The organism is Pseudonocardia xishanensis (assembly GCF_039541715.1).
GTDB classification, from domain to species: Bacteria; Actinomycetota; Actinomycetes; order Mycobacteriales; family Pseudonocardiaceae; genus Pseudonocardia; species Pseudonocardia xishanensis.
In genome coordinates this window covers 20655-44766 of the sequence record NZ_BAABGT010000080.1, presented here as the reverse complement: position 1 = coordinate 44766, position 24112 = coordinate 20655, and the positions used below count along the sequence as shown (strand labels likewise).

20 protein-coding genes are annotated in these 24112 nt (G+C 73.8%); 3 read left to right on the top strand and 17 right to left on the bottom strand.

Features of this window, described 5'->3' with window-relative positions; all coding sequences use genetic code 11:
• Positions 1-58 precede the first annotated feature (58 nt).
• From proB to ABD993_RS26040, 8 genes are all read right to left on the bottom strand, one after another.
• Positions 59-1168, bottom strand: coding sequence for a glutamate 5-kinase (gene proB / locus ABD993_RS26075; RefSeq protein ID WP_345423885.1), 1110 nt, complete (start codon positions 1166-1168; stop codon positions 59-61).
• A 107-nt stretch (positions 1169-1275) separates the two neighbouring features.
• On the bottom strand, positions 1276-2850 hold the full coding sequence (obgE, locus tag ABD993_RS26070; RefSeq protein WP_345423897.1) for a GTPase ObgE: 1575 nt from the start codon (positions 2848-2850) through the stop codon (positions 1276-1278).
• A 69-nt stretch (positions 2851-2919) separates the two neighbouring features.
• Positions 2920-3177: a 50S ribosomal protein L27 gene (gene rpmA / locus ABD993_RS26065; protein ID WP_345423882.1), complete on the bottom strand. Its 258-nt coding sequence runs from the start codon at positions 3175-3177 to the stop codon at positions 2920-2922.
• 13 nt (positions 3178-3190) lie between these two features.
• Positions 3191-3499 (bottom strand): 50S ribosomal protein L21, encoded by a 309-nt coding sequence (gene rplU / locus ABD993_RS26060; RefSeq protein ID WP_345423879.1) that lies wholly within the window; start codon positions 3497-3499, stop codon positions 3191-3193.
• Between the two features lie 132 nt (positions 3500-3631).
• Positions 3632-7327: a translation initiation factor IF-2 N-terminal domain-containing protein gene (locus ABD993_RS26055; RefSeq protein WP_345423876.1), complete on the bottom strand. Its 3696-nt coding sequence runs from the start codon at positions 7325-7327 to the stop codon at positions 3632-3634.
• Between the two features lie 165 nt (positions 7328-7492).
• Positions 7493-8266 carry a TIGR03936 family radical SAM-associated protein gene (locus ABD993_RS26050; RefSeq protein ID WP_345423873.1) on the bottom strand — a complete coding sequence of 258 codons (774 nt, stop codon included), beginning with the start codon at positions 8264-8266 and terminating at the stop codon, positions 7493-7495.
• A gap of 134 nt (positions 8267-8400) precedes the next feature.
• Positions 8401-8922, bottom strand: a complete 522-nt coding sequence (locus ABD993_RS26045; protein WP_345423870.1) for a GNAT family N-acetyltransferase — start codon at positions 8920-8922, stop codon at positions 8401-8403.
• Entirely contained in the window at positions 8915-10849 is a 1935-nt protein-coding gene (locus ABD993_RS26040; protein ID WP_345423867.1) for a TIGR03960 family B12-binding radical SAM protein, read from the bottom strand. The genes ABD993_RS26045 and ABD993_RS26040 overlap by 8 nt, the downstream gene beginning before the upstream one ends.
• 88 nt (positions 10850-10937) lie before the next feature.
• On the opposite strand from ABD993_RS26040, the gene ABD993_RS26035 reads away from it, so the two are divergent.
• Both ABD993_RS26035 and ABD993_RS26030 read left to right on the top strand, forming a co-directional pair.
• Positions 10938-11732 carry a class I SAM-dependent methyltransferase gene (locus tag ABD993_RS26035; RefSeq protein ID WP_345423864.1) on the top strand — a complete coding sequence of 265 codons (795 nt, stop codon included), beginning with the start codon at positions 10938-10940 and terminating at the stop codon, positions 11730-11732.
• A 184-nt stretch (positions 11733-11916) separates the two neighbouring features.
• Complete coding sequence (locus ABD993_RS26030) at positions 11917-13446, top strand: hypothetical protein (protein WP_345423861.1); 1530 nt, start codon at positions 11917-11919, stop codon at positions 13444-13446.
• Positions 13447-13476: 30 nt separating this feature from the next.
• Here ABD993_RS26030 and dapA read toward each other — a convergent pair whose 3' ends face one another.
• The gene (gene dapA / locus ABD993_RS26025) at positions 13477-14355 is read right to left on the bottom strand and encodes a 4-hydroxy-tetrahydrodipicolinate synthase (protein WP_345423858.1); all 879 of its coding nucleotides are present in this window, start codon (positions 14353-14355) and stop codon (positions 13477-13479) included.
• Positions 14356-14484: 129 nt separating this feature from the next.
• On the opposite strand from dapA, the gene ABD993_RS26020 reads away from it, so the two are divergent.
• Positions 14485-15843 carry a hypothetical protein gene (locus ABD993_RS26020; RefSeq protein WP_345423855.1) on the top strand — a complete coding sequence of 453 codons (1359 nt, stop codon included), beginning with the start codon at positions 14485-14487 and terminating at the stop codon, positions 15841-15843.
• Positions 15844-15894: 51 nt separating this feature from the next.
• Here the strand turns inward: ABD993_RS26020 and ABD993_RS26015 are convergent, their stop codons facing one another.
• From ABD993_RS26015 to ABD993_RS25980, 8 genes are all read right to left on the bottom strand, one after another.
• Positions 15895-16719 carry an ABC transporter permease gene (locus ABD993_RS26015; RefSeq protein WP_345423852.1) on the bottom strand — a complete coding sequence of 275 codons (825 nt, stop codon included), beginning with the start codon at positions 16717-16719 and terminating at the stop codon, positions 15895-15897.
• Positions 16716-17522 (bottom strand): ABC transporter permease, encoded by an 807-nt coding sequence (locus tag ABD993_RS26010; protein WP_345423849.1) that lies wholly within the window; start codon positions 17520-17522, stop codon positions 16716-16718. The genes ABD993_RS26015 and ABD993_RS26010 overlap by 4 nt, the downstream gene beginning before the upstream one ends.
• A 1-nt stretch (position 17523) precedes the next feature.
• Positions 17524-18447 (bottom strand): ABC transporter ATP-binding protein, encoded by a 924-nt coding sequence (locus ABD993_RS26005; RefSeq protein ID WP_345423846.1) that lies wholly within the window; start codon positions 18445-18447, stop codon positions 17524-17526.
• A 54-nt stretch (positions 18448-18501) separates the two neighbouring features.
• The gene (locus tag ABD993_RS26000) at positions 18502-19014 is read right to left on the bottom strand and encodes a GNAT family N-acetyltransferase (protein ID WP_345423843.1); all 513 of its coding nucleotides are present in this window, start codon (positions 19012-19014) and stop codon (positions 18502-18504) included.
• Positions 19011-19421, bottom strand: coding sequence for a nucleoside-diphosphate kinase (ndk, locus tag ABD993_RS25995; RefSeq protein ID WP_345423840.1), 411 nt, complete (start codon positions 19419-19421; stop codon positions 19011-19013). Before ndk ends, ABD993_RS26000 begins: the two co-directional genes overlap by 4 nt.
• A gap of 27 nt (positions 19422-19448) precedes the next feature.
• Positions 19449-19820 (bottom strand): DUF4233 domain-containing protein, encoded by a 372-nt coding sequence (locus tag ABD993_RS25990; protein ID WP_345423837.1) that lies wholly within the window; start codon positions 19818-19820, stop codon positions 19449-19451.
• A gap of 92 nt (positions 19821-19912) precedes the next feature.
• Positions 19913-21445 carry a bifunctional folylpolyglutamate synthase/dihydrofolate synthase gene (locus tag ABD993_RS25985; protein WP_345423834.1) on the bottom strand — a complete coding sequence of 511 codons (1533 nt, stop codon included), beginning with the start codon at positions 21443-21445 and terminating at the stop codon, positions 19913-19915.
• Positions 21442-24069, bottom strand: coding sequence for a valine--tRNA ligase (locus ABD993_RS25980; RefSeq protein WP_345423831.1), 2628 nt, complete (start codon positions 24067-24069; stop codon positions 21442-21444). The genes ABD993_RS25985 and ABD993_RS25980 overlap by 4 nt, the downstream gene beginning before the upstream one ends.
• Between the last annotated feature and the right edge of the window lie 43 nt (positions 24070-24112).

Below are 24112 nucleotides of genomic sequence, written 5' to 3'. Positions count from 1 at the left end.
CATTCGCCTGGGCGTGTCACCCTGCCCACCGCGTCACCAACCTCCGTAAGTAGGACAGCTAGTAGGTCACGAGGTCGTCCGCGTGCACGATCTCCCGCCGGTACGCCCGCGGGAGGTCGGCGGACCGCTTGCCGATGATGCCCGCGAGCTCGGTGGCGTCGTAGTTCACGACGCCCCGGGCGACGACGACGCCACCGGGCCCGAGCAGGTCCACGACGTCCCCGGACACGAAGTCCCCGGCGATGCCGTGCACGCCCGGCGCGAGCAGCGACCGGTGCCGCTCGACGACGGCGGCGACGGCCCCCGCGTCCAGGTCCAGGCTGCCCCGCACATCCGCGGCGTGCCTCATCCAGAACCGGCGCGCGGACATCCGGCGGCCGGAGGCGCGGAACGCGGTGCCGACCTTGGGACCCTCCGGGTCCAACGCGTCCGCGACGTCCTCGGCCGCGGCCAGCAGCACCGGGATCCCCGAGGCCGACGCCATCGCCGCGGCGGTGATCTTCGTGGCCATCCCGCCGGTGCCGAGGCTGCCCCGGCCGGGCTCGGCGATGGTGACCTGCAGGTCCTCCGGCGAGTCCACCTCGGGGACGAGGGTGGACCCGGCGCGGCGGGGGTCGCCGTCGTAGAGCCCGTCGACGTCGCTGAGCAGGACCAGCGCGTCCGCCCCGACGATGTGCGCGACGAGCGCGGCGAGCCGGTCGTTGTCCCCCACCCGGATCTCGTCCGTCGCGACCGTGTCGTTCTCGTTGACGACGGGGATGACGTCCAGCCCGAGCAGCCGCTCCAGCGTGCGCTGGGCGTTCTTGTAGTGCGAGCGGCGGATCATGTCGTCCGCGGTGAGCAGGACCTGGCCGATCCGCTGGTCGTGGCGCAGGAAGCTCGCCGAGTAGGCGTGCGCGAGCTGCAGCTGCCCCACACTCGCCGCGGCCTGCTGGGTGGCGAGGTCCCGCGGCCGCTTGGCCAGCCCCAACGGCGCGAGACCGGCCGCGATCGCCCCGGAGGACACCAGCACGACCTGCGACCCGGAGGCCCGCCGCGCGGAGAGCGCGTCCACGAGCCGGTGCAGCCGCGCAGGATCGAGCCCGCCTGCGAGCGAGGTCAGCGAGGAGGACCCCACCTTGACCACGACGCGCCGGGCCTGCGCGATCAGCTCCCGCGTCTCACTCACGACGACGCCCCCCGTCCGACTCGCCCGTCAGGGGTGGGGGACTCGCGGGGCGGGGGACGGCGTTCCGCGAGTCCCGCACCGTCCGCGCTCGAGTCGGACGGGCGCGCTCACCGACCACCGGGCTCGTCCTTGTCGCTCCACACCTCGAACCCGTCCTCCGGGAGCGCGAAGACCTCGTCCTCGTCGACGGCGTCGTTCGTCCACCGCGCCTCGTGGGCGTAGCTCGCGCCCTCCGCCAGCTCGGCGTCCGAGAGGTGCTTGCGGCGAGCGAGCTTGGCGAGCTTGCGCTCCGTGGCCGGGATGCGGGTGGCGCCGCCCTCGACGCGGACGTCCGTGCCGCGGCCGGACATGACCCGCGCGATGCCCGCCGGGGTGCTGGGCTGCCAGTCGAAGGTGATGTCGCCGATCGTGACCGGGCAGCCGGGCTGGGCACCGGCCTCGGCCAGGGCGTCCTCCACCCCGAGCCGGGCGAGGCGGTCGCCGAGGTAGCCGACGGCCTCGTCGTTCTCGAAGTTCGTCTGCCTGATCCAGCGCTCGGGGCGCGCGCCCTTGACCAGGAACCCGCCTTCGAGCAGCGGGTCCGAGACGATGGTGAAGCCCTGGTCGTCCACCGCGGTCGGCCGCAGCACGATCCGCGTGGGCTCCAGGATCGGCTGGGCCGCGCGGTAGGCCGCGACCTGCTCCCCCATCGCGAACGACAGCTCGCGCAGGCCCTTGTGGGCGGCCGCGGAGATCGGGTGGATCGGCCAGCCGAAGCGCTCGGTGAGGTCCGCGGTGACGATGTCGACCAGGTCCGCGGCGTCCGGGACGTCGATCTTGTTCAGCGCGATCAGCCGCGGCCGGTCGGAGAGCTCGCCGCCGAGCGCGGGGGTGTAGCGGGCGAGCTCGTCCTCGAGCGCCTGGACGTCCGCGACGGGATCGCGGCCGGGCTCGAAGGTCGCGCAGTCCACCACGTGGACCAGCACGGAGCAGCGCTCGATGTGGCGCAGGAAGTCCAGCCCCAGCCCCCGGCCCTCGGAGGCGCCGGGGATCAGCCCGGGCACGTCCGCGACGGTGAAGATCTCGTCCCCGGCGGTGACCACACCGAGCTGCGGGACGAGCGTGGTGAACGGGTAGTCGGCGATCTTCGGCCGCGCCGCGGACAGGGCCGCGACCAGCGAGGACTTGCCCGCCGACGGGAAGCCGACCAGGCCGACGTCCGCCATGGAGCGCAGCTCGAGGGTGAAGTCCCGGGTCTCCCCCGGCTCGCCGAGCAGCGCGAACCCGGGCGCCTTGCGGGCGCTCGACGCGAGCGCGGCGTTGCCCAGCCCGCCCCGACCACCCTCGGCGGCGACGAACTTCGTCCCCGGCCCGACCAGGTCGGCGACGATCTCGCCCCGCTTGTCGAACACGACGGTCCCGTCCGGGACGCGCAGCTCGAGGTCCTCGGCGTTCGCGCCCGCGCGGAACCCGCCCTGGCCCTGGGTGCCGCTCTTGGCCACGGCGTGCGGGCGGTGGTGGAAGTCCAGCAGGGTGTGCACCCCGGGATCGACCACGAGGATCACCGAGCCGCCGCGGCCGCCGTTGCCACCGTCCGGGCCGCCGAGCGGCTTGAACTTCTCCCGGTGGATCGACGCGCAGCCGTTGCCGCCCGCTCCTGCGGTGGCGTGCACGACGACCCGGTCGACGAACCGCGACATGATTCTCCTTCTACACGCGAAAACGGCGGACCCCCACGGGGCCCGCCGCTCGCGAAACGGTGTGGTCGGGCCTCAGGCCTCGACCGGCACCACGTTGATGACCTTGCGGCCACGTCGGTGGCCGAACTCGACAGCACCCTCGACCAGGGCGAACAGCGTGTCGTCGCCTCCGCGACCCACGCCCTCGCCCGGGTGGAACCTGGTGCCGCGCTGGCGGATCAGGATCTCGCCCGCGTTGACGGTCTGGCCGCCGAACCGCTTGACGCCCAGCCGCTGCGCGTTCGAGTCGCGCCCGTTGCGGGAGCTGGACGCACCCTTCTTGTGAGCCATGGCGCAGGTCTCCTTACGCGCTGATGCCGGTGACCTGGACCCTGGTCAGCGGCTGACGGTGGCCCTGACGCTTGTGGTACCCGGTCTTGTTCTTGAACTTGTGGATGCGGATCTTCGGGCCCTTGGTGTGCTCGACGACCGTGGCGGTCACCGAGGCCTTGGCCAGCGCATCCACATCGGTGGTCAGCTTGTCGCCGTCCACGAGCAGCACGGCGGGCAGGCTGATCTCGGCGCCGGGCTCACCGTCGATCTTCTCGACGGTGACCACGTCGTCGACGGCCACCTTGTACTGCTTACCGCCGGTCTTGACGATCGCGTACATCGTTGACGCACGACTCCTGAAACTCTCGGGGGGACTGATGGGCGCCTGCTGTAGCGATCACAGCGCAGCGCACGCCGGACCGCACGGGCCCGACTCCTTGCGTCCCAGGGTACGGAAGGGGAATTCGCAGGGTCACACCGGGTCCCCCCCGGCTGTGTCCACCGCACTGTCCTGCGTCCCCGCCCCCGCGGTCACGGTGACCGCGGCGGCGTCCTCGCCGTCGACGGGCGGGCCCGCCGGCCGCGAGGCTCCCCGCCGCGACCTGCGCGGACGGGTCACGACGGCGATCTCCGGCTCCGGTGCGGGAGCCGGCGTCTCGACGACGACATTCTCGGGCACCGCGACGACGACCGGCTCGGCCGCCGTGCTCGGTGCCCCGGCCGACCGGGTCACCCGGCCCCGACGCTTGCGCGGGGCGGGTGCCGCGGCGACCGGCTCGACGGCCGCGGCCTCGGTCGAGGACACGTCCTCGGTCTCGGTCTCGGTCTCGGGCTCGGTCTCGGCTACGGACTCGGCCTGCGCGGCGGCCACGGGTGGGGTGCCCGTCGCCGGGAGTCCGGTGGCCGGGGCACCCGTGACGGGGGCCTCGGCGTCCTCGAGCGGCTCGACGGTCACGGGCTCGGTCTCGGGCTCGGTCTCCGGCTCGGTGACCTCGACCGGCACGGCGATCGGCGAGTCCTCGGCGGGGACCACCACGGCGGTCTCCTCCGCGGGCACCTCGACCGTCGTCGCCTCGGGAGCCTCGGGAGCCTCGACAGTCGCGGACGTCACGACCACGGCCTCGACCGCACCCGTCCCGCCCGCGGGCCGCTCGACCCGGCGACGCCCCCGCCGCTTGGCGGGCCGCCCGGTGTCCGGCTCGTCGAAGCCCACCGGGGCGGGCTCGGCGATCGGGGTGGCGGCGACGCCGGCGGGCACGTCCGCGGTCTCGACGTCCTCGACGTCCATCACGTCCGCGGCCCCACCCTGGGTCGCGGCGGCGACCATGGCCACCGCGGCGGCCGCGGAGGACCGGCCGTTCTGCGGCGGCTCCTCGGCGCGGTCGTCTCGCCCGCGGCGGTGTCGACGGCGCCCGCCCCCGGGCTCCTCACGGTGCCCGTTCTGGCCGGTGGGCGCGTGGTCGTGCACCGTGGGCTCGACGCCGTCGATGGTCACGACGACCCCGCGCCCGCGGCAGTGCTCGCAGGTCGCGGAGAAGTGCTCCAGCAGCCCGCCACCGACCCGCTTGCGGGTCATCTGGACCAGGCCCAGCGAGGTGACCTCGGCGACCTGGTGGCGGGTGCGGTCCCGGGCCAGGCACTCGGTGAGCCTGCGCAGCACGAGGTCGCGGTTCGCCTCGAGCACCATGTCGATGAAGTCGATGACGATGATGCCGCCGACGTCTCGCAGCCGGAGCTGGCGCACGACCTCCTCGGCCGCCTCCAGGTTGTTCCGGGTGACGGTCTCCTCGAGGTTGCCGCCCGAGCCGGTGAACTTGCCCGTGTTGACGTCGATGACGGTCATCGCCTCGGTCCGGTCGATCACCAGCGTGCCGCCCGACGGCAGCCAGACCTTGCGGTCCAGCGCCTTGAGCAGCTGCTCGTCGATCCGGTACTCGGCGAAGACGTCCTTCGGGCCGACGTGGCGGTGCATCCGCTCGGTCAACTCGGGCGCGACGTGCGAGACGTACTCGGACACGGTCTGCCACGCCTCGTCGCCGGACACGATCAGCGAGGCGAAGTCCTCGTTGAACTGGTCCCGCACGACCTTGACCAGCAGGTCCGGCTCCTCATAGAGCAGCGTCGGGGCCTTGGGCGCCTTGGGACCGGTCTTCGTGGACTTCTCCTTGACGACCTCCCACTGCGCCTGCAGCCTGCGGACGTCTCGCTCCAGGGCCTCGTGCGACACACCCTCGGACGCGGTCCGGATGATCACCCCGGCCTCGCTGGGGACGATCTCCTTGAGCATGTCCTTGAGCCGCTTGCGCTCGACGTCCGGCAGCTTGCGGGAGATCCCCGCCGCGCCGCCGCTGGGCACGTAGACCAGGAAGCGGCCCGCGAGGCTGATCTGGGTGGTCAGCCGGGCGCCCTTGTGCCCGACGGGATCCTTCGTGACCTGCACGAGGACGCTGTCGCCGCTGCTCAGGGCCTGCTCGATGCGCCGCGCCTTGCCGTTGAGGCCCGCGGCGTCCCAGTCGACCTCACCGGCGTAGAGCACGGCGTTGCGGCCGCGGCCGATGTCGACGAACGCGGCCTCCATGCTCGGCAGCACGTTCTGGACGCGGCCGAGGTAGATGTTGCCGACCATCGACGAGTTCTGCTGGGCGCCCCCGGCGATGAAGTGCTCCACGAGCACCCCATCCTCGAGCACGCCGATCTCGGTGCGCTGCCCCGTCTGGCGGACGACCATGGACCGGTCGACCGACTCGCGGCGGGCCAGGAACTCCGACTCCGACAGGATCGGCGGGCGGCGGCGACCGGCGTCCCGGCCGTCCCGGCGGCGCTGGCGCTTGGCCTCCAGGCGGGTGGAGCCGCGGACGGACTGCACGCCGTCGTCCTCGCGCTCCCGGACCTGCCGGACCTTGGTGACCGTGTGGGGCGGGTCGTCCTCGCCCTGCTCCTCCGCCGAGTCCGACGAGCCCTTGCGACGACGGCGGCGACGGCGACGGCGCGAACCGCCCTCGTCCCCGGCGTCCTCGGAGTCCTGTGAGTCCTCGGAGTCCTGTGCGTCCTCGGAGTCCGACTCCTCGCCCTCGTTCTCGGAGTCCTCGTCCGAGACCTCACCCGTCTCGTCCCCGGCCTCACCGTTCTCCCCGCGGCCACGGCCACGGCCACGGCGCCCGCGGCGACGACGACGGCGGCTCGCGCCGTCCTCGTCCTCGTCCTCGGAGTCCTGGTCGAGGTCCTCGGCCTCGGCGGACTCGTCCTCGGTCGCCTCCGCCTCGGGCTCGGGGGCGGTGTCCCGGGCGCCGCGGCCCCGGCGCCGCGAGCGGCGGGGGGTCTCCTCGGCGGTCTCCTCGGGGGCCTGCGCCTCGGCGGCCTCCTCGGCGGGGGCCTCGGCCTCCGCGGCAGGCTTGCGACGGCTACGGGTCCGCTTGGGCTCGGCGGCGGGCGGCTGGAACAGCGGCGCGGGCGGGGCGAAGAGCGGCGAGAGCGGGGCGTCCGTGCTGCTCTCGGCGGCGGTGTCGGTGGCGGCGGTGGAGTCGCCGAGCGTGGCGGCGGCCGTGACGCGGCCGGTCGTGTCGGCGCCGGTGGAGTCGGGGGTCGAGTCGGCGCCCGTGGTCTCGGCGGTGGAGCCGTCGAGGGTCGCGGTGGCGGCCGGGTCGGCCTTCCGGCGGCGGGAGCGGGAGCGGGCGGGCTTGGCGGGCGCCTCGGACGCGGCCTCGGGCGTCCCGAGCGCCTCGGCCGCACCGGCGGCGTCGAGAGCGTCCGCCGGGCCGGTGTCCGCGCCGGTCTCGCCGTCGCTCGTGGTGGCGGTCGTGGTGGCGGGGTCGGCCTTCCTCCGCCGCGAGCGGGTGGGCTTGGCGGGTGCCTCGACCGCGGCCCGCGGGGCCTCGGTGGCCTCCGCCTCCGCCTCGGAGGGCACCGGCGAGGCCGGATCGGCCCCGACCTCCGCGGCGGTACCGACGGGGGACCCCAGCAGGGCCGTGACCACCTGCTCGGCGGTCTTGCGGTCCACGCCCGCCTGGGCGCTCGACGCCGGGCTACCGACGTCGGCGAGGGCGGCGAGGACCTCCTTGCTGGTCTTGCCGATCAGCTTGGCGAGTGCGTGCACTCGCAGCTTCTCGGGCAGGTCCGACACGGAGAACAGCCCGCCGGTACCACCGGCGGGCGCATCGTTGATCGACATTCAGCTCCTTCGCCCCCGGGCGCCCCGGGAGGAGGCGGCCGCACAGGGGCCTTACGCGTTCTCCCGCCACGCGGTGCGGGGCGGGCAATCCTGGTCGCTACGGCGGTGCTCGGCGACGCGTTGCCTTCGGGTCTGGCACCGTTCCGCGCTGTCGGGGCCGGGTCGTCAAACCCTGCCGGGGCCGAGCGGATCGGCGAGGCGGTCCCGGTCGTCGAGCAGGCCCTGAGCCATCCGGGTCGCCTTCGCGGGCACCGGGGGCCTCAGCCCTGCGACAACGTCGAGTGCGCCCAACACGTCGTCGGGTCGAACAGCGGGTGTCGTCTGCCGTACGACCGCCGTCAGTATCGCACAGACTCGGCCCGCGGCGTCCGCCTGCGGTGTGACGCCGGCCGGCGCATCCCCGCCGACCTCCGCCCACGCCACCGCGGCGCGGACGTCGATCTGTCGCTTCCCCGACGGCATGATCCGGTCCACCACCAGGGAGTCCTTCGCCATCAACGCGTCGACGGCGGCACGCAGATCGCCCTCGGCGACCCCGTCCAGCTCGATCCGCCAGAGGCTCGCATCCACCCGGTCGGCGAGGGCGGGCGGTGTGGCGACGACCGCGTCGAGGATGTCCAGCCCGTCCGGGAGGACCTCGTCCAGGGCCGTCCGGACCAGCGTGGGATCCATCTCCCGGGTGAGGCCGATCTCGAAGTACTCGGCCTCGCTCGCGGTCCCGGTGGGCGCGGCGCCGATCCAGGAGATCCGCGGGTGGGGCGAGAAGCCGTGCGAATGCGACACCGGTACCCCGGACCGCCGCACCGCCCGCTCGACGCTGCGCGCCACGTCCCGGTGCGACAGGAACCGCAGCCGCCCGCGCTTGGCGAACCGCACCCGGATGCGCTGCACCGTGGGTGGGGCGGGGTTCGCGGCCTCCCCGGGCCGGACTCGAGCCATGGTGGGCAGCGTAACGACCTGGTGCTCGGGGACCCCAAGCGCCATGCAGCGACGCTCGGGGACCCCCAGCGTCACCCCGACGCGGCACTCGGGGACCCCGGGCACCGCGGAGTGGCGCTTGGGGTCCCCTAGCGTCATGCCGGGCCGCCGCCCGGCCGGTCGGGTTCGAGGACCAGCAGGGTCTCCCCCGCGGGCCGGAACCCGGCGCGGCGGTAGAAGGTCGTGCTGCGGGCGGTCGGGGCGAGGATCAGCCGCCGGTACCGCCGCTCGCGGGCATGGTCGATCACGGCGTCGAGCAGCGCCCGCGGTACCCCGCGGTCGGCGAAGGCGGCGAGCACGAAGGCGTTCCCCACCTGCCCGACGCTCGCCGCCCGCGTCCCGGGCCGGGGCATCGGGACGATCTCGACGACGTTGATCGACCCGATCGGCGTCCACCCCGCCCGTTCGCTGCCGACCTCGGCGAGCCAGAACGTCCGCCGGGGCTGTTCGGTGCGGGCCCACTGGGCGAAGCCGGCCTCGAAAGCCGGGTCGTCCACCGGCCGTCCGGCGCGCTCCTCCGCCCAGGCGCGACGGAGCCCGGCGAGGGCGTCGACGTCCCGCTCGTCCGCGACCCGGATGGTGATCTCCCGGGTGCCGGCTGACCCCTCCTCAGGCACCCAGCTCCCGTCCGATGGGGTTGACGACGGTCAGCGGGAGCAGGGGCTTCCCGCTCGGCCCGACCTCGATGTCCGTGCCGGTGGAGGGGCACACGCCGCAGTCGAAGCACGGGGTCCAGCGGCAGTCGTCCTGCTCCTGCTCACTGAGCGCGTCCTGCCAGTCCTGCCAGAGCCAGTCCCGCTCCAGGCCGGAGTCGAGGTGGTCCCAGGGCAGGATCTCGTCCTCGCCGCGCTCGCGGGTGGTGAACCACTCCAGCGAGACGCCCCGCGGCTCCAGCTCCGCGGCGGCCGCGGTGATCCAGCGGTCGTAGGAGAAGTGCTCGGACCAGCCGTCGAACCGGCCGCCCTCGCGCCAGACCCGCTCGATCACCGAGCCGACCCGCCGGTCCCCCCGCGCGAGCAGGCCTTCGATCAGCGAGGGCTGCCCGTCGTGGTAGCGCATGCCGATGTTCTTGCCCAGCTTGCGGTTGCTGTTGACCGCCTCGCGCAGCTTGCGCAGCCGGTTGTCGACGACGTCCGGGTGCGCCTGGGCGGCCCACTGGAACGGCGTGTGGGGCTTGGGGACGAACCCGCCGATGGAGATCGTGCAGCGGACGTCGTTGCGCCCGCTCGCGGCGCGGCCCGCCTGGATGACCCGGTGCGCCATGCCCGCGATCTCCAGGACGTCGGAGTCCTCCTCGGTGGGCAGCCCGCACATGAAGTAGAGCTTGACCTGCCGCCAGCCCTGCGCGAACGCCTCGGAGACGGTGCGGATCAGGTCCTCCTCCGACACCATCTTGTTGATCACCTTGCGGATCCGCTCTGACCCGCCCTCCGGGGCGAAGGTCAGCCCGGAGCGGCGGCCGTTGCGGCTGATCTCGTTCGCGAGGTCGATGTTGAAGGCGTCCACACGGGTGGACGGGAGCGACAGCGAGGTGTTGGTGCCCTCGTACCGGTCCGCCAGGCCCTTGGTGATCTCGGCGATCTCCGAGTGGTCCGCGGAGCTCAGCGAGAGCAGGCCCACCTCGTCGAACCCGGACGCCCGGACCGCGGAGTCCACCATCGCCCCGACACCCTGGAGCGACCGCTCCCGCACCGGGCGGGTGATCATGCCCGCCTGGCAGAACCGGCAGCCGCGGGTGCAGCCGCGGAAGATCTCGACGCTGGCCCGCTCGTGCACGGTCTCCGCCAGCGGGACCAGCGGCGCCTTCGGGTAGGGCCACTCGTCCAGGTCGGAGGTGGTGCGCTTCTGCACCGAGGCCGGGGCGCCGTCGATCGGCGTGACCGCGGTGATCGCCGTGTCGTACGCGACCTCGTACAGCGAGGGGACGTAGCAGCCGGGGGTGTGGGCCAGCCTGCGGAGCAGCTCGCGGCGGTCCGTCCCGGACGTCTTCCACTCCCGGACGACGTCGGTGATGTCCCCGACGACCTCCTCGCCGTCTCCGAGCACGGCGACGTCCACGAAGTCCGCGATCGGCTCCGGGTTGAACGCCGCGTGCCCGCCCGCGACGACGACGGGGTGCGTCTCGTCCCGGTCCCGCGCGTGCAGCGAGATGCCCGCCAGGTCGAGGGTGGTGAGCAGGTTCGTGTAGCCGAGCTCGGTCGAGAACGACACCCCGAGCAGGTCGAACGCACCGACCGGGTGGTGCTGGTCGACGGTGAACGCGGGGACCCCGTGCTCGCGCATGAGCTTCTCGAGGTCCGGCCAGACGGCGTAGCAGCGCTCGGCGAGGGCGTCGGACCGCTCGTTGAGGACCTCGTAGAGGATCATGACGCCCTGGTTGGGCAGCCCGACCTCGTACGCGTCCGGGTACATCAGCGCCCAGTGGACCGCGGCGGCGTCCCATGGTTTGGCCTGCGCGTTCAGCTCACCGCCGACGTACTGCACGGGCTTCGACACGCGCGGCAGCAGGGGCTCGAGGTCAGGGAAAACGGACGCGGGGCTCACGCGGACCCAGGGTAGCCCGCCCCGTCACACGCTTCCGCACACGGTGGGTCGGCAGCCTCTGAGCTCCCACCGAGACAGGAGCACTCCCATGACCACCACCACCGCCATCGACGCCGTCCGCACCAAGCACCGCGCGCTCTGGGCCTCCGGCTCGTACGCGACCGTCGCCGCCGACCTGATCCCCACCCTCGGGGCCGCCCTGGTCGAGGCGTCCGGCATCGGCTCCGGCGACCGCGTCCTCGACATCGGCGCCGGGACCGGCAACGCGTCCGTCCCGGCGGCCCGGACGGGTGCGTCCGTCGTCGCCTCGGACCTGACACCCGAGCTGCTCGACGTCGGGCGGGCCGCGCACCCGGAGATCGAATGGGTGGAGGCCGACGCGCACGCCCTGCCGTTCGAGACCGCCGAGTTCGACGCCGCGCTGTCCTGCGTGGGGATCATGTTCGCCCCGTTCCACGCGCGGGCCGCGGGCGAGCTGCTGCGGGTGGTGCGCCCGGGCGGGCGGATCGCGCTGCTGAACTGGACGCCGGAGGGGTTCGTCGGGCAGCTGTTCGCGACGATGAAGCCCTTCGCCCCGCCGCCCCCGCCCGGAGCCTCCCCCGCACCGCTGTGGGGGCGGGAGGACCACGTCCGTGAGCTGCTCGGGGACGGGGTGCGCGGCCTGACCGCGGTCCGCGCCACGGCGACGTTCGACCTCGGCCTGGACCCCGAGGGGTTCCGCGAGTGGTGGAAGGCGAACTACGGCCCCACGATCGCGACCTACAAGGCCCAGGAGGACCCGACCGCCCTCGACACCGCGTTCCTCGGGTTCCTCGAGCGCACCCGGCAGCCCGACGGCACCTGGGAGTCCGAGTACCTCGTGGTGACGGCCGACCGGACCTAGCCGCCCTCCGGGCACGTTTCGTGCTGTCGGCGCTGCATGATCGCCGTTTCCGCGCGGTCGGCGCGGCGCGGACCGCGCTGTGAGCACGAAACGTGCCACCGAGGGCGGCCCGGATCCGCCGATCGGGCGTGTCGGGGTGTATCGGGCGGTGGGACTCCGGGGTCCTTCTCTGCGGGAGGAGCGCATGCGGACGGTGGTGCGGTTGCTGGGGCCGCCTCGGGTCGAGGGGCCGCCGCTGCCCGTGCCCCGGGGTCGCAAACCCTGGGCCCTGCTCGCTCTGCTGCTCACCTCCACCGGCCCGGTCCCCCGCGGCCGCGTCCTGGAGCTGCTCTTCCCGGACGCCGAGGATCCCCAGGCCGCCCTGCGCTGGACGCTCAGCCAGGCCCGGCGGGCGGTCGGCCCGGCGATCCGGATCACCGGGGACCCGCTGACCTGCGAGCTCGCCGAGGACACCGTCGTCGACGTGCACGACCTGCTCGCCGGCCGCGCCCCCGTCGGCTGGCCGCTCGCGGAGGCCACCCTCCCGCTGCTCGAGCACGCCGAGCCGGACGTGCCGGAGTTCGCGGCCTGGCTGCACGGGCGTCGGCACACCCTGGCGCTGGCCGGGGCCCTGCTGCAGCGCGCGAGACGACGGCGCGCCCAGTCCCCCGCCAGCCGGGTCGCCGTCCGGGAGCTGGTCCGGGTGGGTGAGCAGGTCATGGACGCGGGCGCGGCGCGGGACGGCACGGCCATCCTGCGCGGCGCCGTCCTGCGGGCCCGCGAGCTGGGGGACGACGTCGTGCTCGCCGAGGCCCTCGCGTACTACGGCCGCGCCTACGTCCACGCCGTCGCCAGCACGGACGCGGGTGCGATCGCCGCGCTGCGCGAGGCGGACCGGCTCGCCACCCGCGAGGGATCGGCCACGATCGCCGGACTGGCGCGGCGCGAGCTGGGGTTCGTGGCCACCGCCACCGGGGACCAGGAGGGAGCACTGCGCTGGCTCGCCCGGGCGGAGGCGGCCGCCGGGGACGTCGCGGAGGAACGTGCCGCCGTCGCCTACGGGCGGGGGTTCGCCCTGGTCGACACCGCGCTGGACGCCCAGGCCCTCCCCCAGCTGGACGCCGCGGTCGGGCTCACGACGACCGCCGAACGCCCCCGCGCCCACGCCGCCGCCCTCGCCATGCGGGCGCGGGCGAACCTCCAGCGGGACCTCGACGAGCAGGCGGAGGCGGACATCGCCGCCGCGCGCGCGATCACGACGGGCCTCGGCTGGCAGTCGATGCGGCCGTGGATGGACAACCTGTACGGCGAGGTGCTGCTGCGGGCGGGGCGCATCCGGGAGGCCGAACAGGTACTCGCCGACGCGCGGACCCTCGCCGAGGTCCTCGGCGACGCCTGCTGGGTCGCCCTGACCAGCCGGGGGCTCGCCACCGCGCGAGCCCGGCTCGGCGACCCGACCCGGGCGGCGGACGAGCTCGACGCCGCGTGCCGCACCCTCGTCGGGGACCAGGACGTGTGCTGCTGGATCGAGCTGCACCTGCGGGACACCCTGTGCGCCATCACCACCGAGCTCGACCGGGACGCCGCCCTACGGCAGGCAGCGACCCTGGCCCACCGCGCCGACCGCACGGGCCTCGTGGGCTACCGCGTCCGCGCGGCGGGACATCGCGCGAGGCTCGGCGACCCGGATGCGGCCGCCGAGGCTCGCGCGAGGACGGCCACCCTCAGGGCCTGAGACCAGGCCTCGTGGAGATCATCAGGCGGGTCAGGCGAGGAGGCCCGCCATCCGGAGCGCCGCGCGCACGTCCTCGTGGTGCCACTCGTCCAACGGCACCAGCGGGAGCCGGATGCCGAGCTCGATCAGCCCCATCTCCGCCAGCGCCCACTTCACCGGGATCGGGTTGGACTCGGAGAACAACGCGCGGTGCAGGCCCGCGAGGTCGGCGTCGATCGTGGCCGCCTCCTCGGCGTCCCCGGCGACCGCGGCCTTGCACATCCGCGCCATCGCCTCGGGCGCGACGTTCGCCGTGACCGAGATGTCGCCGTGGAACCCGGCGAGCATCGAGGCGCGGGCCGTCGCATCGTCACCCGAGTAGAGCGCGAAGTCCGGCAGCTCCAGCGCGACGAGGTCCCGCACCCGGTCCAGGTCGCCCTTCGCCTCCTTGAGCCCCACGATGTTCGGCACCGCGGCGAGCCGCTCCACGGTCGACGGGAGCATGTCGCACGCCGTGCGCCCGGGGACGTTGTAGAGGTACTGCGGGAGGTCGACGGCCTCGGCGATCTTGCGGAAGTGCTGGTAGAGGCCCTCTTGCGGAGGCTTGTTGTAGTACGGCGTGACCAGCAGGGCGCCGTCGGCACCCGCCGCCGCGGCCGCCTTCGTGAGGTGGATGGCCTCGTCGGTGTTGTTCGCGCCGGTGCCGGCGATGACCTGCACCCGTCCGTCGACGACGTCGATCGTCCGCCGGATGACGTCGGTGTGCTCCTCGACCGTCAACGTGGACGACTCGCCGCTCGTCCCGACCGAGACGATCGCCGCCGTGCCCGCGAGCACCTGGCGTTCGACCAGGCGCTCGAGCGCCTCGAAGTCGATCGCGCCGTCCGCCTTCATCGGCGTGACGAGGGCGACGAGGCTTCCGGTGATCATTTCTTCCGCCTTCCGTGTCCTGCTGGGCCGACGGCGACGGTAGCAAGTCGTGGGTGGTGCTGGCCCCACCCTCGATCCGGGGGCCGGCACGGGCGACCCGGAGCCCTCCCGTCCCTAGCGTTCCCTCCCATGAGCAGCACGCGCATCCTGCAGGCCGGATCGGTCTCGGCCGCCCTCGCCGTCGCGGCGCTGGGCCTGCCGTGGTGGTCCACCGCCGTCACCGCGGTGCCGCTGGACGACATCGTCGACTGGCACGCCACCACACTGCTCGGCGTGCGCCTCGTGGGCGGGGTGCCGTCCCTGGTGCTGGTCGCGCTCGCCGTCTGCGCGGCCCTGGCGGTGCGGCTGCCCGCTCCCCTGCACGCGGCGGCGGTCGCCGCGGCGGGCGGGGCGTCGGTCGCGGCGGGTGCGGGGGTGCTGGCCCAGCAGGGCGCCCTGCTGCCCGGCCCCTGGCTGACGACGGCCGCGGGCTCCGCCGCCGTGCTCACCTCGCTGACCGGGTCCCGCCGGTTCGTGGCGGCGGTCGCGGCCGCCCTGCCCGTCCCGCTGGTCCTGCACCTGCTCGCGACGGGTCCGCAGCCGAGGGCCGAGGGCCCGTTCGTCCGGCTCGCCCCACTGACCTCCGAGGGCACCCTCGAGTCCGGCGCGGTCGCGCTCGCCGGGCCCGCCGGAGCCGCGCTCGCGGTGCCGGTGGCGGGAACGGTCGGGTACGCGGGCCCGGGCGGGATCGCGACGGTCGGCCCCGACGGGCGCGTCGAGCTGCGCGCCGCCGCCGACGGCGGCTTCCCCGACCGCGACCCGTACCCGATCACCGGGATCGTGGCGCCGGGCCCGTCTCCGCTCGGGACGGTCGTCTCCTGGACCGGCCCGGACACCTTGACCGTCCGCGGGGTCGACCGCGACGCGTCCGTGCACGTCACCGGGGTCGACCTCGCGACCCGCCCCGGTACCGACGGCTCGGTATGGCTGCGCACGACCGACGACGGCCCCGGACCGGACGTGATGCGCAGGCTCGACCCGCAGGCGCTGCTCGAGTCGGCTCCGCGGGCCGCGACCGTCCCGGCGACGGACCTGCCGCGACCCGCGACCTCCCCCGGACTCGACGACGCGGACCCGTTCGCGCTGCTGCCCGTGCCGGGCGGCCTCCTCGCCCTCGGTGGCGTCGAGGGCGAGTGGCGGCTGCGGCACTACGGCCCCGAGGCCCCCGTGGACCTGCCCGCCTGCGTGGTGTCGGGCGGACGGCTCGCCGCGGACCACGACGGCGTGTGGTTCACCCAGGGACGCGCCGACGGCAACCGGCTGATGCACCTGGCCGCCGACGGCACCCTCACCACGGTGCCCGACCGGCTGCCGGGCCGGGTCGAGTCGCTGACCGTCGCGACGGACGGCACCCTCGGCCTCCTCGTCGGACCGGTCGGGGACGGCCCGGGGCTGTGGACGCTCGACCGTCCGCTCGACCACCTGGTCGCGTCCCCCTGCGCGGCCTGACCCGAGCGCCCGGAGCACCACCCGGACCAGTACGCCCGTACTCACCTCACCTCACCTCAGCAACAGCGCGTGCAGCCGCCGCGCCGCGAACAGCACTCCGACCATCGCCATGACCGCGAAGTACGCGAGGTGCCCGAGCATCCCCGCCTGCACCGCCCCCGTGGTGAGGCCGCGCATCAGCTCGACCGCGTGGAACAGCGGCAGACACTCGACCACGATCTGCAGCGCCCGCGGGTACACGCTGAGCGGGTAGAAGGTGGTGCCGAACAGGAACATCGGCAGCACCGCGAGGGTGACCAGGTCGAAGTCCTGCCAGGACCGCATGAACGACGTCGCCGCCATCCCCACCGCCGCGAACGCGAACGCCACCAGCAGCGCCACGGGCAGCGCCAACAGCGCCCACGGCGAGGTGATCAGCCCGGCGACGGCCATCACCGTGAGGAACCCGGTCGCGTAGAGCCCACCCCGCAGCAGCGCCCAACCGATCTCACCCAGCGCGATGTCCAGCGGGCCGAGCGGCGTGGCGAGCATGGCGTCGTACAGCTTGGAGTCGCGGAGCTTGAAGAAGACGTTGAACGTGGAGTCGAAGACCGCGCCGTTCATGGCCGACGCGGCCAACAGCCCGGGGGCGATGAAGGCCGCGTAGCTCAGCTCCCGGCCGTCCGGCCCCGGCAGGGTGCCGACCAGCGCGCCCAACCCGGTCCCCATCGCCACCAGGTAGAACACGGGTTCGGCGAACCCGGACAGGATCGCGGGCCAGGTCCGCCGCGACGCCGTGGCCGAGCGCAGCAGCAGCATCCGGGACCGGCCCGCGTAGCTCCCCGCGGGCAGGAGCCACTCCCAGCGGCCGATCCCGCCCGCCACCTGCGCGGTCATCGCGCCAACCTCCGCACGAACAGGCGCACCGACAGCACGCATCCGATCCCGACCAGTGCCAGCAGAGAGGCGAGGTGGCCCAGCACCGCACCCGCCCCGGGCGCCGCGACTCCGGCGGCCCATCGGGCCAGCTCGGTCCCGTGCCACAGCGGCGACACCCACGCGAGCGGCTGCACCCAGCCCGGGAGGTTCCCGATCGGGAAGAACGTGCCCGAGAACAGGGTCATCGGCAGCACGACGAAGCGGAACAGGGCGTTGAACGCCGCGCCCTCGTCCCGCCGGCTCGCCGAGAACGCCATGACCGGCGCCGCCACCGCCGCCCCGGTGAGCACCGCCGCGACCACCGACCCCAGCACCCCGATCGACCGCACCCCGCCGAACAGCGCGATCACCGCCACCGAGACCAGCCCCGTGAGCAGGGACTTCGTGGCCACGAACGCCAGCTGCGCGAGCGCGACCTGGCCCCCGGTGATGGGTGTGGCGGTGGTGGCCTCGTACGTGCGGCGCCACTTGAAGCCGGCGAGCACCGGGTAGCTCATCTCGAAGGCCCCGGTCTGCACCGCGGACATGGCCAGCAGCGCAGGCGCGAGCCAGACCAGGTACTCGACGCCGCCGGTCGCCTGCGCCGCCCCGGCCCCGACCAGGCTCCCGAACCCCAGCCCGAACGCGAGCAGGAACAGCAGCGGCTGCAGCACCGACGAGATCGCCGTGGCCCGCCAGTTCCGCGCGTACCACCGCAGATGGTGTTCCAGCACCAGCGCGATGCCGTGGACCCGCCCGGGTGCGTGTGCGACCTCGCCCATGTCAGTCCACCAGGGTCCGGCCGGTGAGGCGGAGGAACACATCCTCCAGCGAGGAGCGCCGCACCAGCGCCGACAGCGGCCGCACCCCCGCCGCGTGGACCGCGGCCTGCGCCCGGTCCCCGTCCGCGACGTAGAGCAGCGCCCGGTCCGGCAGCAGCTCGACGCGCTCGGCGTGCGGTTCCAGCTCCCCCACCGGCGGCGCGACGTCCGACGGGAACCGCAGCTCCAGCACCTCCCGGGTGGACCAGCGCTCGATCAGCTCCGCGGGCGAGCCCTCCGCCACGATCACTCCGCCGTCCATGACACAGAGCCGGTCGCAGAGCTGCTCGGCCTCGTCCATGTAGTGCGTGGTGATGATCTGCGTGACGCCCTCGCGCTTGAGCCGGTACAGCCGCTCCCACAGCAGGTGCCGTGCCTGCGGGTCCAGCCCGGTGGTCGGCTCGTCCAGCAACAGCAGGTCGGGGGTGTTGACCAGCGCACGGGCGATCGTCAGCCGGCGCTTCATGCCGCCGGACAGCGCATCCACCTTCTCACCCGCCCGGTCGGTGAGCTGCGCGAACTCGAGCAGCTCGGCCGCCTTGGCCCGCACGTGCCGCCGGGACAGCCCGAAGTAGCGCCCGTAGACCTCCAGGTTCTCCCGCACCGACAGCTCGACGTCCAGGTTGTCCAGCTGCGGGACGACGCCCAGCCGCGCCCGGATCACCGGCCCCTCCCGGTCCGGGTCCCGGCCCAGCACGCTCAGCTCGCCCGCGGACCGGGGGGACACGCACGCGATCATCCGCATGGTCGACGACTTGCCCGCCCCGTTGGGCCCCAGGAACCCGAAGACCTCGCCCTCGGCCACGTCCACGTCGATCCCACGCACGGCCTCGAACTCCCCGAAGCTCTTGCGCAGGCCGCGCGCCTGGACCAGTCCGTCCCCCATGCCCGAAACGCTAGGCGAGGACCCCGACACTTTCTCGTCGATATCGGATCCCGTTCACAGGTCCAGCTGGAACCAGTGCTCGTCGCGCACGTCGTCCGGCCCGACGCGCAGGGCCCGCGGGAACCGCCCGACCTCGGTCCAGCCCTGGAGCCGGTAGAACTCGGGCAACCCGGTACCGCCGCGGGCGGAGAGCAGCAGCTGGTCGAACCCCAGCTCCCGGGCCCGGTCGACGGCTGCGGCGAGCAGCAGGCCGCCGAGCCCGCGGCGCTGCCGCTGTGGGGCGACCATCAGCCGCAGGACCGTGGCCCGGTGGGCGACGACCGGCCCGGCGCCGGGCTGGAGGAACACCGCACCGGCGAGCCCGTCGAGCGCGATCATGTGCAGCCTGCCCCGCCGCACCTCGTCCAGCGTGCGCGCGGCCAGCTCCCGGATGTCCGTCTCGGGTGCGTCCGGGGCGAACCCGACGGCCCCGCCCGCGCGGGTCACGGCGACCCAGAGGTCGGCGAACCGCTCGGCGAGGCCGGTCGGGTCGGTGACGGGGGCGGCCGTGGAGCCGCCCGCACTCACAGGCCGGGGAACCAGAGCTTGATCTCGCGCGCCGACGACTCCGGCGAGTCCGAGCCGTGCACGAGGTTGGCCTGGGTCTCCAGGCCGAAGTCGCCCCGGATGCTGCCGGGCGCCGCCTTCTCGACGGGGTCGGTGCCGCCTGCGATCTGCCGCCAGGCCGCGATCGCGCGCGGGCCCTCGGCGACCGCCGCGAGGACCGGGCCGGAGGTGATGAACTCCAGCAGCGACTCGAAGAAGGGCTTGCCGTCGTGCTCCGCGTAGTGCTGCGCCGCGAGCTCCCGGTCGACGGTGCGCAGCTCGACGGCCACCAGCGTCAGTCCCTTGCGCTCGATGCGCGCCAGGACCTCTCCGATCAGGTTGCGGGCGACGCCGTCGGGCTTCACGAGGACGAGAGTGCGTTCAGTCACGGTCGCCGAGCGTAGCGACGACCGCGATCACCCCTGCTGGGAGGGCAGCTCTCCGCGTGCCATCCGCCCGGCCACGTCCCGGCGCATCCACAACAGGATGCCCCAGACCAGGGCGAACAGCCCGAAGACGATCCAGAGGGAGAAATGCAGGAACCCGCAGGCGCCGAGGGCGACCTGCAGACCCAGCGCGACCTGCAGCCCCCACGGACGCCGCTGCACACCCGACGCGAGGATCATCAGCACGCCGAGCACGGACACCAGGGTGACGGTGAGCGGCGTGGTGGCCGCGCCGTCGAACCGGCCCACCACCAGCAGCGCCAGGAGCACCACGATCGCCTCGAGCACCAGGACCCCGGCGCAGATCCCTCGGAAGCCCTTCATCGGGTCGGGAGCGCTCACGTCGGCGCTCCGCCGAGGGTCGCCATCCTCACGTCGGCGCTCCGCCGAGGGTCGCCATCCTCACGTCGGCGCTCCGCCGAGGGTCGCCATCCTCACGTCGGCTCCTTCCCGAAGATCGTGCGGGTCTCCCCCGCGGTCACCACGGAGCCGGTGACGATCACGCCGACGCCCGAGTCCCCGCCCTCCTCGGCCAGCTCCACGCCCTGCCCGATGGCCGCCTCGAGGTTCGGCTCGACGCTGACGCGCTCCCGGCCGAACACCTCGACGGCGACCTCACCCAGCTCGTCCGGGTCCATCGCCCTGGCCGACGAGTTCCGCGTCACCACGACCTCGTGCAGGGCGGGTTCGAGCGCTTCGAGGAGGCCCTTGGCGTCCTTGTCCCGCATCACCCCGATGACCCCGACGAGCCGGGCGAACCGGAACTCCGAGAGCAGCGTGGCCGCGAGCGCGCGGGCGCCGTGCGGGTTGTGGGCGGCGTCGATGAGCACCGTGGGCTGCCCGGCCCCACCGGACACCGGCTCGAGCCGCCCCGGCGAGCTCACGGACCCGAACGCCGCCCGCACCGCGTCCGCGTCCAGCGGGTTCTTCGGCCCCGCCCCGACGAGCGCCTCGGCCGCGGCCAGCGCGATCGCCGCGTTCGACGCCTGGTGCTCGCCGTGGAGCGGCAGGAAGATGTCGTCGTACCGGCCGGACAGACCCTGCAGCTCCAGCCGCTGCCCACCGACCGCCAGCTCCCGCTCCCGGACGCCGAACTCGGCGCCCTCGCGAGCCACCTCGGCCCCCACCTCGGCGCAGCGCTCGATCAGCACCTCGGCGACGTCCTTGTCCTGCGCGGCGAGGATCGCGACCGAGTCCGCCTTGATGATCCCGGCCTTCTCCCGCGCGATGCCGGTGATCTCGGTGCCGAGGAACTCGGCGTGGTCCAGACCGACCGGGGTGATCACGGCGACCTTGGCGTCCACGACGTTCGTGGCGTCCCACCGCCCACCCAGCCCGACCTCGACGATGCCCGCCTCGACCGGCGCGTCCGCGAACGCCGAGTAGGCCATCGCGGTGAGCACCTCGAACTTCGACAGCGTGGTGCCGCTCTTCGCGTCCACCAGCTCCACGAACGGCTCGACGTCCCGGTACGCCTGGACGTACCGCTCCGGCGTGATCGGCCGGTTGTCGAGGTTGATCCGCTCGGTGGCGCGCTGCAGGTGCGGGCTGGTGTACCGGCCCGTGCGCAGCCCGATCTCGCTCAGCAGCGCGTCCACCATCCGGGAGACCGACGTCTTGCCGTTGGTCCCGGTGATGTGCACGACCGGGTAGCTCGCCTGCGGGTCGCCGAGCACGTCCACCAGGGCCCGGATGCGGTCCAGCGACGGCTCCATGACCGTCTCCGGCCACCGTTCGTCCAGCACCGACTCGACGGCCAGGAACTCCGCGTACCCCGCGACGGTGGACTGCGCCGGCACCACGTCCGGGGTCTCGCCGCCGCGGATCTGCTCGAGCACGGCGGCGATGACCGCGTCCTCCGCCGACTCCTCGGGCGACCGGATCGCGCCCTCGCCCTCGGGCAGCTCCTCGGGGTGGTCGGGGTACTCCTCCGGGTACTCGCCCCGCGCCTCGTCGTCTCCGCTCATGACTCGGGCAGCCCCGCCAGCCGGGCGGTGACCCGCTCGATCTCCGCGACGGCGGCCTCGCGCCGCGCCCGGATGCCGTCGACGACCTGGGCCGGGGCCTTCTCGGTGAACTTGGGGTTCCCGAGCTTCCTGTCGGCCTGGTCCAGCTCCTTCTGCGCGGCGGCCAGGTCACGGCCGAGCCGGGCGCGCTCGGCGGCGACGTCGATCGCGCCCGAGGTGTCCAGCTCGACGTGGATGGTCCCCGACGACAGCGCGACCTCCACCGTGGCGGTGGGGGCGAACTCCGGCCCGGCCGCCTCCAGCCGGGTCAGGAACCGGGCGGCGGGCTCGTGCGCGGTGAGCCCGGCCGCGTCCAGCCCGACCAGCCGGGCCTGGACCGACCTGCGGTCCGGCAGGCCCTGCTCGGTGCGGAACCGACGGACCTCGGTGATCAGCTTCTGGACGGACTCCACCCGCGCGACCGCGCCCGCGTCCACCGGCAGCCCGGTGTCGGCGCCGGGCCACGACGCCGTCACGACCGTCTCCCGGCCGGTGAGCGCGGTCCACAGCGCCTCGGTGACGAACGGGGTGATCGGGTGCAGCATCCGCAGCAGTGCGTCCAGCACGTGCCCCAGGACGGCCCGGGTGCCCTCGGCGGTGGCCGGGTCGTCCAGCTGCGGCTTGGCCAGCTCCAGGTACCAGTCGCAGAGCTCGTCCCACGTGAAGTGGTAGAGCCCCTCGGTGGCCTTGGCGAACTGGAAGTCCTCCAGCAGCGCGTCCGTCTGCTCGCGGACCTCGCGCAGCCTGCCGAGGATCCAGCGGTCCGCGTCCGTCGGCTCCGCGGGCAGCGGCAGGGCCGGGTCCGCGCCGTTGGCCAGCGCGAACCGGGTGGCGTTCCACAGCTTGGTGGTGAAGTTCCGCGACCCCGCGACCCACTCGGTGGACAGCGACATGTCGGTGCCCGGGTTGGACCCGCGCGCGATGGTGAAGCGCAGCGCGTCCGCTCCGTAGGAGTCGATGAGCTCCAGCGGGTCGATGACGTTGCCCTTGGACTTCGACATCTTCTTGCCGTGCTCGTCTCGGATCAGCCCGTGCAGGTAGACGTCGGAGAAGGGGGTCTCCCCCATCGCGTAGGTCCCGAACATCATCATCCGGACGACCCAGAAGAACAGGATGTCGTAGCCGGTGACCAGCACGGAGTTCGGGTAGTAGCGCTCCAGGTCCGGCGTGGAGTCCGGCCAGCCCAGCGTGGAGAACGGCCACAGGCCCGAGGAGAACCAGGTGTCGAGGACGTCCTCGTCCTGCCGCCAGCCCTCGCCGGTCGGCGGCTCCTCGTCCGGCCCGACGCAGACCATCTCGCCCTCGGGCCCGTACCAGACCGGGATCCGGTGGCCCCACCACAGCTGCCGCGAGATGCACCAGTCGTGCATGTTGTCGACCCAGTCGAAGAACCGCGACGACATCTCGGCCGGGTGGATGCGGGTGTCGCCTTTGCGGACGGCGTCCCCCGACGCCTTCGCCAGCGACTCGACCTTGACCCACCACTGCAGCGACAGCCGCGGCTCGATGATCACGCCGTTGCGCGAGTCGTGGCCGACGGAGTGCAGGTAGGGCCGCTTCTCCGCGACGATCCGGCCCTCGGCGCGCAGCGCCTCGGTGACCGCGGTGCGCGCCTCGAACCGGTCCAGCCCGTCGAACCGCGTGCCGGTGTTCGCGATGACCCCGGACTCGTCCATGATCGTGGGCATCGGCAGGTCGTGCCTGCGGCCCATCTCGAAGTCGTTCGGGTCGTGCGCCGGGGTGATCTTGACGGCGCCGGAGCCGAACTCCGGGTCGACGTACGGGTCCGCGATGACGGGGATGTCCCGCCCGGTCAGCGGCAGCCGGACCGTCTTCCCGACCAGGTGCGCGTACCGCTCGTCGTCCGGGTGGACGGCGACCGCGGTGTCCCCCAGCATCGTCTCGACGCGGGTGGTGGCGACGACGATCGAGTCCTCGCCGTCCCCGTACCGCATGGAGACGAGCTCACCCTCGATCTCCTTGTGGTCGACCTCGATGTCCGAGATGGCGCTCTGCACCGCGGGCGACCAGTTGACCAGGCGCTCGGCGCGGTAGATCAGCCCATCGTCGAACATCTTCTTGAACACGGCGCGGACGGCCCGGGACAGCCCCTCGTCCAGCGTGAACCGCTCGCGGGACCAGTCGACCCCGTCTCCCAGGCGGGCCATCTGCCCGAGGATCGCGCCGCCGGACTCGGCCTTCCAGTCCCAGACGCGCTGGACGAACGCCTCGCGCCCCAGCTCGCGCCGGGTGGGGCCGCCCGCCTCGGCGAGCTGCCGCTCGACGACGGCCTGGGTCGCGATGCCGGCGTGGTCCATGCCGGGCAGCCACAGCGCGTCGAACCCCTGCATGCGGCGCCGCCGCGTGAGGATGTCGATCAGCGTGTGGTCCATGGCGTGCCCCAGGTGCAGGCTGCCGGTGACGTTGGGCGGGGGGATGACGATGCAGTACGGGTCCCTGCCGGACTCCGGGTGCGCGGTGAAGTACCCCTTGTCGACCCAGCCCTGGTAGAGGGCACCCTCTACCTCCGCCGGGCTCCACTTGGGGGGGAGTTCGGCGGTCTTCTCAGGCAGGGTCTCGGTCACGCCCTTGAGTCTACGAGGCCCCCACGACGTGTTTCCGTGGCCC